General features: G+C 68.3%; 10 protein-coding genes and 1 tRNA gene. 7 read left to right on the top strand and 4 right to left on the bottom strand.

Annotation, left to right across the window (positions count from 1 at the left end; all coding sequences use genetic code 11):
* Positions 1–503 precede the first annotated feature (503 nt).
* From ppk2 to hemA, 4 genes are read right to left on the bottom strand one after another with little or no spacing between them, the layout of a single operon-like run.
* Positions 504–1,286, bottom strand: a complete 783-nt coding sequence (gene ppk2, locus ACM0PB_RS11680) for a polyphosphate kinase 2 (protein WP_414604516.1) — start codon at positions 1,284–1,286, stop codon at positions 504–506.
* 46 nt (positions 1,287–1,332) lie between these two features.
* On the bottom strand, positions 1,333–3,039 hold the full coding sequence (locus ACM0PB_RS11675; RefSeq protein WP_171956432.1) for an O-linked N-acetylglucosamine transferase, SPINDLY family protein: 1,707 nt from the start codon (positions 3,037–3,039) through the stop codon (positions 1,333–1,335).
* 5 nt (positions 3,040–3,044) lie between these two features.
* Positions 3,045–4,127 (bottom strand): peptide chain release factor 1, encoded by a 1,083-nt coding sequence (gene prfA / locus ACM0PB_RS11670; protein WP_014036080.1) that lies wholly within the window; start codon positions 4,125–4,127, stop codon positions 3,045–3,047.
* Positions 4,105–5,388, bottom strand: coding sequence for a glutamyl-tRNA reductase (gene hemA, locus ACM0PB_RS11665; RefSeq protein ID WP_065178970.1), 1,284 nt, complete (start codon positions 5,386–5,388; stop codon positions 4,105–4,107). Before hemA ends, prfA begins: the two co-directional genes overlap by 23 nt.
* A gap of 63 nt (positions 5,389–5,451) precedes the next feature.
* Here hemA and ACM0PB_RS11660 point away from each other — a divergent pair, with 63 nt between their 5' ends.
* The 7 genes from ACM0PB_RS11660 to pth all read left to right on the top strand — a co-directional run bounded on the left by ACM0PB_RS11660 (position 5,452) and on the right by pth (position 11,202).
* Positions 5,452–7,137, top strand: a complete 1,686-nt coding sequence (locus ACM0PB_RS11660; RefSeq protein WP_171956431.1) for a tetratricopeptide repeat protein — start codon at positions 5,452–5,454, stop codon at positions 7,135–7,137.
* Entirely contained in the window at positions 7,134–7,793 is a 660-nt protein-coding gene (gene lolB / locus ACM0PB_RS11655; protein WP_065178968.1) for a lipoprotein insertase outer membrane protein LolB, read from the top strand. Before ACM0PB_RS11660 ends, lolB begins: the two co-directional genes overlap by 4 nt.
* The gene (ispE, locus tag ACM0PB_RS11650; protein ID WP_414604517.1) at positions 7,790–8,659 is read left to right on the top strand and encodes a 4-(cytidine 5'-diphospho)-2-C-methyl-D-erythritol kinase; all 870 of its coding nucleotides are present in this window, start codon (positions 7,790–7,792) and stop codon (positions 8,657–8,659) included. The genes lolB and ispE overlap by 4 nt, the downstream gene beginning before the upstream one ends.
* Before the next feature lie 11 nt (positions 8,660–8,670).
* Positions 8,671–8,747, top strand: a tRNA-Gln gene (locus ACM0PB_RS11645).
* Positions 8,748–8,887: 140 nt separating this feature from the next.
* Positions 8,888–9,847, top strand: a complete 960-nt coding sequence (locus tag ACM0PB_RS11640) for a ribose-phosphate diphosphokinase (protein WP_005415400.1) — start codon at positions 8,888–8,890, stop codon at positions 9,845–9,847.
* Positions 9,848–9,957: 110 nt separating this feature from the next.
* Positions 9,958–10,575, top strand: coding sequence for a 50S ribosomal protein L25/general stress protein Ctc (locus ACM0PB_RS11635; protein ID WP_065178966.1), 618 nt, complete (start codon positions 9,958–9,960; stop codon positions 10,573–10,575).
* 48 nt (positions 10,576–10,623) lie between these two features.
* Positions 10,624–11,202 carry an aminoacyl-tRNA hydrolase gene (pth, locus tag ACM0PB_RS11630; protein ID WP_138953763.1) on the top strand — a complete coding sequence of 193 codons (579 nt, stop codon included), beginning with the start codon at positions 10,624–10,626 and terminating at the stop codon, positions 11,200–11,202.
* Positions 11,203–11,261: the final 59 nt, after the last annotated feature.

The raw sequence follows: 11,261 nt of genomic DNA, 5'->3' as shown, positions 1-11,261 counted from the left end.
CCCGCGGTAGTGCCGGCCGCTGGCCGGCAGCAACAGCAACAGCCGAAGCAACAGCAACAGCGGGCTATCCGTGGGGTGGCGGGGCGGTGTCGGAGTGCGGGGACGCCGCAAGTACGTCCATGTAGGCTTGGCAGCCGCATCCATGCGGCTGACACCCCGCACTCCGACACCGCCCCACCTCTGACAGATTCCTCATGTCTGGTAGATCCACGCCATGCGTGGATGATTCTCCAGACAAATCGAATATTTCGAATTGAATTCGAAGAGCATCCACGCATGGTGTGGATCAACGACAGATCGCGGAAATCTGTCGAAGGCGGGGTGGGTCCGGGTGCGGGGGCGTGAGCCGCATGGATGCGGCGACCGAGCTTACATGGACGTACTTGCAGCGCCCCCCGCACCCGGACCCGCCCCGCCATCCCTCAGGAAGCCCGCCGTTGCTGTTGCTGTTGCCGTTGCTCTGGCTTCGGCAGGTGCAGGGCCGCAAGCCCTGCCGACCCACCCTATTCCTCGACCGGGAAATCCTCGATCGGCTTCAGCACATCGTAGTGCTCGCGATGCAGCTTGCCCTTCAGCTTCGGCAGCTCCGGCAACGGTGCGTCCACCCGCGTGTCCGGCAACCGGTCCAGCAGGTTGCGCACCAGCGTCAGCCGCCCCAGCCGCTGGTCGTTGAAGTCCACCAGCGTCCACGGCGCCGCCTCGCGATGCGTCGCGCGCAGCATCGCCTCGCGTGCCTCGGTGTACGCGCTGTACTTGCTGCGCGATTTCAGGTCGACCGGTGAGAGCTTCCAGCCCTTCAGCGGATCGAGATGGCATTCGGCGAAGCGCTTTTCCTGTTGCTCCTGGTCCACGCACAACCAGTACTTGAACAGCAGGATGCCGTCGTCCACCAGCAGCTGTTCGAACACCGGCGCCTGGCGCAGGAACTGCTGGTACTCGGTTTCGCTGCAATAGCCCATCACCCGTTCAACACCGGCGCGGTTGTACCAGCTGCGGTCCATCAGCACGATCTCGCCGGCGGCGGGAAGATGCGCGGCGTAACGCTGGAAGTACCACTGCGTGGCTTCACGGTCGGTGGGCTTGGGCAGCGCCACCACCCGGCATTGGCGCGGGTTGAGATGCTGGCTGATGGCCTGGATCGCGCCGCCCTTGCCGGCTGTATCGCGGCCTTCGAACAGCACCAGCAGGCGTTGCCCGCTGTACTGCACCCAGCGCGCCATTGCAGTCAGTTCCAGCTGCAGCGGCAGCAGCAGTTCGTCGTAGTCCTTGCGCTTGAGCTTGGCCATCGTCACACCACGCGGGGAGGAAGCCGGAGCGTAGCGCACGGGTTGCTCAGGGGGTGTCGACGCCCTGCCAGCCCTGCTCGCCCGCCAGCGTCTGCAGCAGGGCGGAAAGGTCATGGGCAAAACCTGCCATGTCGAATACACCACTGTCTTCGCGTGCCTGCGCCAGTTCGGCACGCAACGCTGCCAGCGCCACCGGGTCGTTGCCCAGCGCGCTGGCGGTGGCGATGAACGCCGCATCGTCGGCAACGTTCATCCGCGAGAGACCCAGATGATGGTTGAGGCTGCCGGCCACGCGCGCGGCGAAGGTATCGCCCGGGCAGGTCAGCACCGGGCAGCCGGCCCACAGCGCATCGGAGGCTGTGGTGTGCGCGTTGTACGGATGCGTGTCGAGGAACAGGTCGGCCAGCTGATAGCGGGCCAGGTACTGCGGATGCGGCAGCTTGGCCATGAACACCAGGCGCGCCGGGTCCAGGGCTGCGGCCTGTGCGGCTGCACGTAGGCGGGCGTCGGCCTTGCCGGGCCCGGACAGCAGCCACAGCACGCTGCCGGGCACGGCCTGCAGCACCGCGAAGGCGCGGCCCATGCTGCGCGGGTTGAGCTTGTAGCTGTTGTTGAAGCAGCAGAACACCACGCCGTGTTCGGGCAGCCCGCACTCGGCGCGGGACGGTGCCGGTTCCAGTACGCGGGTGTTGTCCGAGGGTTGGAAGGCACGTGGCAGGCGCAGGACGCGTTCGCTGAAGTGAGGTTCCAGCGATGCCGGCAGCACGAATTCGTCGGCGACCACGGCATCCAGCCAGCGCGCACCTGATGTGCCGGGGTAGGCCAGCCAGTTCAGCTGCAACGGGGCCGGGCGCATGGCCAGCACTTCGGGCGTGCCGCCGCCCCCCCAGCCGCGCAGGTCGAACAGCAGGTCGATGCCCTGTGCACGGATGCGGACCGCGATGTCGGCATGCCGCAGTGCGGCCACGTCATGCAGGCGGGCCGCAGCCTGCAGGCGTTCGCGGATGCGGCTGCCATCGGCGCGGTTCAGCGCGAACAGGTGCAGCTGCAGCGCCGGGTCATGGCGCAGGTGTTCGAGCAGGGCCACGGTCAGCAGCCCGGTGGGATGGGCGCCGAAGCCATTGGAGAGGAAGCCGACGCGCAACGCGCCGTGCTCGCGAACCTTCACTGCAGGAAGGGGGCGCACCGCCGACGCAACGACCGCGGCGCGTGTGCGCGCACAGGCCAACTGCTCCGCAGCGCCTACGTCTTCACTGAGGAAGGCGAAGGGTTCCACTGCACCCTGCCCGGAAGCGAGCGCGGCACGTACCTGCGCAGCCAGCGTGTCCACGTCCTGCCAGTCACACAGGCGGCGCTGCCAGGCCAGGCGCTGGGCCGCGATGTAGGGTTCGCCCGGCATCAGCGCGTGCGCGCGGCGATAGGCCGCTGCTGCGCCTTCGGCATCATCGGCATCTTCCAGCGCATGGCCCAGCCACAGCGCGATGCCCGGGTGCTGCGGGGCCAATGCCGAGGCCTGGCCGAGCAGCTTCGCCGCGTCGGCGTGCGCGCCGGCCATCCACGCCACGCGCCCCAGCCGCGCCAGCGCTTCGGGGTGGTTGGGGCGCAGCTGCAGGGCGCGTCGTGCGGCCTGCTCGCCGGCAGCGATGTCGCCGGCTTCCAGTTCCAGGTCGGCCAGCATCACCCAGGCGACGAAGTCGCCGGGCTGGCGTGCGATCGCCTGCTGCAGGTGCTGCCGCTGCTGCCAGGCCGTCATCGTGCTCAGCCCGCCGACAGCTGGGCCAGGGCGTCGACCTGGTGTTCGTGGCTGAGCCGCTGCAGCAGCGGGTCGAGGTCACCGGCCAGGATGTTGGGCAGGTCGTACAACGTCAGGCCTTCCACGCGGTGGTCGGTGATCCGGCCCTGCGGGAAGTTGTAGGTGCGGATGCGCTGGCTGCGATCGCCGCTACCGACCTGCAGGCGCCGCGACTCGGCCTGTGCCGCGTCCTGGCGCTGGCGCTCGGCATCGAGCAGCTGCGCCTTCAGGCGCTTCATCGCCTTGTCGCGGTTGGCGTGCTGGCTGCGCTCGGTCTGGCACTCCACCACTACGCCGGTTGGCACGTGGGTGATGCGGATCGCGGACTCGGTCTTGTTGACGTGCTGGCCACCGGCGCCGGACGAGCGGAACGTATCCACCTTCAGGTCGGCCGGGTTGATGACGATGTCATCGACTTCGTCAGCCTCGGGAATGATTGCCACGGTCGCGGCCGAGGTATGGATGCGGCCCTGCGATTCGGTGGCCGGCACGCGCTGCACGCGGTGCGTGCCCGATTCGAACTTCAGGCGCGAGAACGCACCCCGGCCGACCACACGCGCCACCACTTCCTTGTAGCCGCCATGCTCGCCGGGGTTGTCCGATTCGATCTCGACCTTCCAGCCCTGGCGTTCGGCATAGCGGGCGTACATGCGGAACAGGTCGCCGGCGAAGATCGCGGCTTCGTCGCCGCCGGTGCCGGCGCGCACTTCCAGGAACAGGTTGCCTTCGTCGCGCGGGTCACGCGGCACCAGCAGCAGCGCAAGCTCCTGCTCCAGTTCCTGCAGGCGCGCCTGCGCGGCGGCGATTTCCTCGTCGGCCAGCTCGCGCAGGTCGGGGTCGGCGCGCATGCCTTCGGCGGCGGCCAGGTCGGCCTTGGCACGGGCTTCATCGGCCAGTGCAGTGGCGACCGGTTCAAGTTGGGCGAATTCGCGCGAAAGGTCGCGGAAACGGGTGTTGTCGGCGACCACGTCGGGTTCGGCGAGCAGGCGTTCCAGTTCTTCGCGGCGCTCGGCCAGCGCTTCCAGCTTACGGCGCAGGGTCGGCGTCATCGGGTCTCACGGGTGGGTGGTGGTAGCCCGGCGTGGCCGGGAACAGGCGCTCGGCGGCGCGGGTCAGGTCGGCATCGCCACTCAGCGCGGCGGCGCGCAGTGCGGCGGTCGGCGGGTGCAGCAGGCGGTTGGTCAGGCCGTGGGCCAGCAGTTCCAGCACTTCGTCGGCGGGCTTGCCGTTGGCCAGCTGCTGGCGTGCGCGCTCCAGCAACTCGGCGCGGGTGGCCTCGCCGAACGCACGCAGCTGCCGCAAAGGCGCCTGATGGGCACTGGCCTGCTGGGTCTCGACGTAACGCGATACCTGCAGGTCGATGATCGCCTCGGCTTCGGCGGCGGCCTCGCGGCGGCCACGACGGTTGTCTTCCACCGCGCGTTCCAGATCATCGACGGTGTAGAGGAAGGCATCGTTGAGCGTGCCGACCTCGGCTTCGATGTCGCGCGGAACGGCAAGGTCGAACAGCAGCATCGGCTTGTGCCGGCGTGCACGCAGGGCCTTGGCCACCATCTCGCGATGGATCACCGGCTCGCGCGCGGCGGTGGCCGAGAACACCACGTCGGCCTCGCCCAGGTGGCGGTCCAGTTCGGTCAGCGGCAGGGCCACGCCGCCATGGCGGCTGGCCAGTTCCTGCGCGTGGGCCAGGGTGCGGTTGGCGATCAGCAGCCGCCGCACCTTGCCTTCGCTCAGGTGCCGTGCAGCCAGCTCGATGGTCTCGCCGGCCCCGACCAGCAGCACGGTGGAGTCGTCCAGCCGGGCGAACGCGTTCTGCGCCAGGCGCACCGCGGCCGACGCCACCGATACCGGGTTGGCACCGACCTGGGTATCGGTGCGCGCCCGCTTGGCCACCGAGAAGGTCTGCTGGAACAGGCGGTCCAGGCGCTGGCCGAGCAGGCCATGGTCGCGCGCGGTCGACCAGGCGTCCTTCACCTGGCCGAGGATCTGTGGTTCGCCCAGCACCATCGAGTCCAGCCCGGTGGCGACCCGGAACAGGTGGCGCACGGCCTCGGCATCGGCATGCTGGTACAGATAGCCCTGCAGGTCGCCGGCCTGGCTGCGCAGCCACTGGTCCAGCGCCTGTGCCGACTCGGCCACGGCGTACAGCTCGGTGCGGTTGCAGGTCGACAACAGGACCGCCTCGGCGATCTGCGGGGTATCGCGCAGCGAGCCCAGCGCACGCGGCAACGCCTCACCGGCGAAGGCCGCGCGCTCGCGCAGCTCTACCGGTGCGGTCTGGTGATTCAGTCCGAGCACCCACAGGGTCATTGTTCAGTTGCTTGCGATAAGCTGCTGGCCATTGGACGACATTTTAAGGCCCCGATGCCGACGATGCCCGCATTGATTCGCATCCCCAGTGTTCTGCTGCTGTCCCTGGCCTGCGCCCAGGCCCTAGCGGCGGTGCCGGCCAGGGTCCCCGTGCGGGCCGCGGCCACCGGGGAACTGGCGCTGGAGCCGGTGATGGCCGGTGAGTTCGCCCTGCAGGCCGGCAAGCTGGCCGAGGCCGCGCGCTGGTACCTGCAGGCCGCGCAGCAGACCGACGGCGACGCTGGCCTGGCCGAGCGCGCGACCCGTATCTCCATGCTTGCCAATGATGACGCCAGCGCCGCCAAGGGCCTGGCCCTGTGGCAGCAGCGCGCCCCGCGTTCGTTGACCATGCGCAGCGCCGCCGGTGCGCTGGCCATGCGCCAGGGCGATGTGAAGGCCGCCCGCACTGAATTGCAGGCGCTGCTGGCCGACCCCGACGAGCGCGGCTGGAAGTTCGCCCTGGCCGCGCTGATCGGCGGTGGCCGCGACCCGGCGGTGCCGGCGCAGGTGCTCGGCGAGCTGGTCGATGCCAATGCGATTCCGCCGAAGATCGAGGCCTGGCAGGAGTTCGGCCGCCTCGCCCTGCGCATGGACAAGCCCGACCTGGCGCGGCGCATGATCGATGAAGTGGTCAGGCGCTTCCCCGAAGAACCGCGCGTAGCGTTGCTGCGTGCCAGCCAGCTGCAGCAGGCCGGCGAGACCGACAAGGCCTTGTCGCTGCTGCACGACGTCGAGCCGAAGACACGGCAGGACCCCGAGCTGCGCAATGCGGTGGCCATCGCCTACGACAGCCTGGGGCAACCGGCTGCGGCCGAGCGCGTACTGGCATTCGGCCCGCAGGATGTGCAGACCTGGGGCATGCGCGCTTCACTGTTGGCCAAGCAGGGCGACAAGGCGGCGCTGTCCAACCTCTACAACGAACTGTCGCGGCAGGCGGCCAAGCCGGACCCCGCGCAGCGCCTGTTGCTGGGCAAGATCGCCGAATACCTGAAGCGCTATCCCGAGGCGGTGCAGTGGTACCACAGTGTGCCCGGCGGTGATGAGCTGAGCGAGGCGCGCCTGCGTGCGGCCAACGCCCAGGCCCTGGCCGGACGGCTGCCGCAGGCACTGGATGAGGTGCACGCGATCCAGTCCGACGCGGTGGTCGATGATGATGTGCGCCGTGACGCGTATCTGCTGGAGGCCGAGCTGCGCCAGCGCGGCGATGACAGTGCTGGCGAGCTGGATGCGCTGGCCCGCGGCCTGGCCGCCTACCCGGATGACAATGGCCTGCTGTACGCCCGCGCGCTCACCTGGGAGCGTCGTGACGATATTCCGCGCGCCGAGGCCGACCTGCGCAAGATCCTGGTGACCGACCCGGAAAACGTGCCGGCCCTGAATGCCTTGGGCTACACCCTGGCTGACCGTACCGGGCGCCTGCAGGAGGCGCTGGAGCTGATCGACCGCGCCCGCGTCGCCGAGCCGGACAACGCCGCCATCGTCGACAGCTATGGCTGGGTGCTGTATCGCCTGGGCCGCAAGGACGAAGCGCTGGTGCAGCTGCGCCGGGCCTGGACCCTGGCCAAGGACCCGGAGATCGCCGCCCATGTCGGCGAGGTGCTGTGGGTGCTGGGCAAGCATGACGAGGCCCGCCACTTCTTCGACGAAGCGGCCAAGCTCGACCCTGAAAACCGCGCGCTGCTGCGCGCCCGCGAGAAATTCAATCCATGAGTGTTTCCCTGATCCGGCCGCTGCTGTTGGCGGCTGCGACCCTGGCGGTGACCGCCTGTACCAGCGTGGGCACGCAGAAGACCCCCCCACCGGCGGTGGTCGAGACGGTCTCGGCCGAAGCGGCGCAGGCCGAAGCGGCGCGCGTGGCCGCCCTGCATGCACAACCGGACTGGGCCTTCCAGGGCCGGGTCGCGGTCAGCAAGGGCAAGGACGGCGGCAGCGGTCGCATCGACTGGAAGCAGCAAGGCCGCCGCTACGTGGTGGAGTTGAGCGCGCCGGTGACCCGGCAGAGCTGGAAGCTGACCGGTGACACCCATTCCGAAGCTGGCCGCCTGGAAGGACTGGCAGGCGGTCCGCGCGACGGCGAGGACGCCCAGCAGCTGTTGCTGGAAGCGACCGGCTGGGACATTCCGGTCAACCAGTTGCCGGAGTGGATCCGTGGCCTGGTGGCCGGCGACGCCGCCGGCCCCGAGACGGTCGAACGCGACGGTGAAGGCCGGCCGCGCCGCATGCAGCAGATGGGCTGGCAGGTACAGTACCTGGACTGGTACCCGGCCGACGCCGGACGGCCGGCGCTGCCGCGCCGGATCGAGGCCAGCAACGGTGACGCCAAGGTGCGCCTGCTGGTGGACGAGTGGGGGCAGGGCACGCCATGAGCGGGGCAGTCGACGACGCGGGCTGGTCCTGGTGGCCGGCCCCGGCCAAGCTGAACCTGTTCCTGCACATTACCGGCCGCCGGGCCGACGGCTACCACGAACTGCAGACCGTGTTCCGCCTGCTGGACTGGGGGGACCGCATCGGCCTGCGCCTGCGTGAAGACGGCCAGGTGCGCCGGCAGGGCGAGGGCCTGGCCGGCGTGGCCGAGGCCGATGATCTGGCGGTGCGCGCCGCGCGTCTGCTCCAGGAAGCGGCGAAGGTTGCGCAAGGTGCTGACATCATCGTCGAAAAGCACGTTCCTGCCGGTGGTGGATTCGGCGGCGGTTCGTCCGACGCGGCCACCGTACTGGTGGTACTGAACCGGCTCTGGCATGCCGGCCTGGATGAAGATGCCCTGGCCGCGCTGGGCCTGCGCCTGGGCGCCGACGTGCCGGTGTTCGTGCGCGGCCGCAACGCCTGGGCCGAAGGGGTGGGCGAGCGCCTGCAGCCGATCACGCTGGCGCCGGCCTGGTATGTGGTGGTTGAACCGGGCGTTCATGTTCCCACGCCGGCCCTGTTTGCAGACCCGGATTTGACGCGCGACAGCCCAGTGGCGAAAATAGAGGACTTCGCTTCCGGGACCCTGGTCGGGAACGCGTTCGAACCGGTGCTGCGCCGCCGTGAGCCTGCCGTCGAGGCAGCGCTTGCCGCGTTGAGAGACATCGGCACGGCGCGGCTGACCGGTTCGGGAAGTGGTTGTTTCGTCGAATTCGCGTCGCAGTCTGCTGCAGAGCAGGGACGGTCGAAATTGCCGAAGGAGTTGCGGGCAAGGGTGGCAGCGGGCGTTGCGCGTTCGCCACTGCTGGATGCACTCGAGCAACACTGATTTATCAATGCAGGGGCGTCGCCAAGAGGCCCAAGGCACCAGGTTTTGATCCTGGCATTCGTAGGTTCGAATCCTACCGCCCCTGCCAATAGCGGCTGTGTCCGCGCCTTCCAGCGCATCGCCCGCGCGGGACGTGGAAACAACCGCGGTGTTGTCAGCAGCAAGGGTCCATCCGGGTCCTTGCCGCCCCCGGATCCCCGCCACTCGTCCCCGCCCGAGACAATCATGATGCAAGAGTCCCCGAACCTGCTGGTCTTTTCCGGCAACGCCAACAAACGTCTGGCGCAGAACATCTGCAAGGAACTGGGGGTTCGCCCGGGCAAGGCGCTGGTCTCGCACTTCTCCGATGGTGAAGTGCAGGTGGAGATCGAAGAGAACGTCCGCAAGCAGGACGTGTTCGTGATCCAGCCGACCTGCGCGCCGAGCGCGGAAAACCTGATGGAACTGCTGGTGCTGATCGACGCGCTCAAGCGCGCATCGGTGGCCAGCGTGACCGCCGTGGTGCCGTACTTCGGCTACTCGCGCCAGGATCGCCGCATGCGCTCCTCGCGCGTGCCGATCACCGCCAAGCTGGCGGCCAAGATGTTCAGCACCGCGGGCGCTGATCGCGTGCTGACCGTCGACCTGCACGCCGACCAGATCCAGGGCTTCTTCGATATTCCGGTGGACAACGTGTATGCGTCCCCGCTGCTGCTGGCCGACATCTGGCGCGCCTACGGCACCGAGAACCTGATCGTCGTCTCGCCGGACGTGGGCGGCGTGGTCCGCGCCCGTGCGGTGGCCAAGCGCCTGGATGACGCCGACCTGGCGATCATCGACAAGCGCCGCCCGCGCGCCAACGTCTCCACCGTGATGAACATCATCGGCGACGTCGAAGGCAAGACCTGCGTCATGGTCGATGACATCGTCGATACCGCCGGCACCCTGTGCGCCGCTGCCGCTGCGCTGAAGGCGCGCGGTGCGCTCAAGGTCGCCGCCTACTGCACCCACGCGGTGCTGTCGGGCCCGGCGGTGGACAACATCACCAATTCCCAGCTCGACGAACTGGTGGTGACCGACACCATCCCGCTGAAGGACGCCGCGCGGGTGTGCAGCAAGATCCGCCAGCTGAGCGTGGCGGAAATGCTGGCCGAAACGATGCGCCGCATCGCCTTCGGCGAGTCGGTCAGCTCGCTGTACGTGGACTGAGTTTTTCGTCCCTGCCGGCAACGGCGGGGACATACCCCGGGTGCTTCTGGTCGCGGAAGCATCTTCAACCGCCAAGCCGCAAGGCGAGGCAACAACCTGAGTAGTCGAAAATGTCGAAGACCCATGAAATCAAGGTCACCAAGCGTGAACTGCAGCGTAAGGGTGCGAGCCGCCGCCTGCGTCACGCTGGTGTGATCCCGGCCATCGTGTACGGCGGCAACGCCGAGCCGGTCGCCATCAGCCTGGACCACAACGAAATCTGGCTGGCCCAGCAGAACGAATGGTTCTATGCCTCGATCCTGGACCTGAACCTGGACGGTCAGGTGCAGAAGGTCCTGCTGCGTGACATGCAGCGCCACCCGTACAAGCAGCTGATCATGCACCTGGACTTCCAGCGCGTGAACGAGAACGAAGCCCTGACCGCTTCGGTCCCGCTGCACTTCATCAACGAAGACACCTCGCCGGCTGGCAAGGCTGCCGACGTCGTGGTCACCCACGAACTGAAGGAAGTGACCATCACCTGCCTGCCGAAGGACCTGCCGGAGTCGATCGAAGTCGACCTGGGCGAGCTGAAGGCCGGTGACGTGGTGTACCTGTCCGACATCAAGCTGCCGAAGGGCGTGGAAATCCCGGCGCTGGCGCTGGGCAAGGACCACGACGACGCCATCGTCACCGCCAAGGCCGGCAAGGCCGACGCGGCTGACGAAGAAGCGGCTGCCGCCGAGTAATACCGTTACGGTGCCTGCCTCCGGGCAGGCACCGTACTGGAAGGAACCATGGCAGGACTGCGACTGATCGTCGGTCTGGGCAACCCCGGATCTGAACACGCCCGGACCCGGCACAATGCCGGGTTTCATTTCGTTGAGGCCCTGGCGGAAAAAGCCGGTGCGCGATGGAATGTGGACAGCAAGCTGTTCGGCGAGACCGCCAAGGTCGAGATCGCCGGGCAGACGGTGTGGCTGCTCAAGCCCGCCACCTTCATGAACCTCAGCGGCAAGTCGGTCACCGCCGCCCAGCGGTTCTGGAAGATCGAGCCGGAGGAAACCCTGCTGGCCCACGACGAGCTGGACCTGCCGCCCGGCGCGGCACGGCTGAAGTTCGACGGTGGCCACGGCGGCCAGAACGGCCTGCGCGACACCATCCGCCTGCTCGGCCACGGCAGGTTCCATCGCCTGCGCGTGGGCATCGGCCATCCCGGTCACAAGGACCGCGTGGTGGGTTGGGTGCTGGGGCGCCCGTCGAAGGACGACGACGTGCTGATTGCACGCGCCATCGATGATGCGATCGACGTGATGCCGCTGGCGGTGCAGGGCGATTTCAACGAAGCGATGAAGCGGCTGCACACCCCGAAGTAGCCGGTAGGTACCGACCGTTGGTCGGTACGGAACCAACCAATCCGGTAGGTACCGACCGT

The sequence above is a fragment of the Stenotrophomonas sp. AR029 genome (assembly GCF_047520695.2).
Taxonomy (GTDB): Bacteria; Pseudomonadota; Gammaproteobacteria; order Xanthomonadales; family Xanthomonadaceae; genus Stenotrophomonas; species Stenotrophomonas sepilia.
Note: the sequence above shows the minus strand (reverse complement) of the source record. Positions and strands in the feature narration are given on the sequence as shown.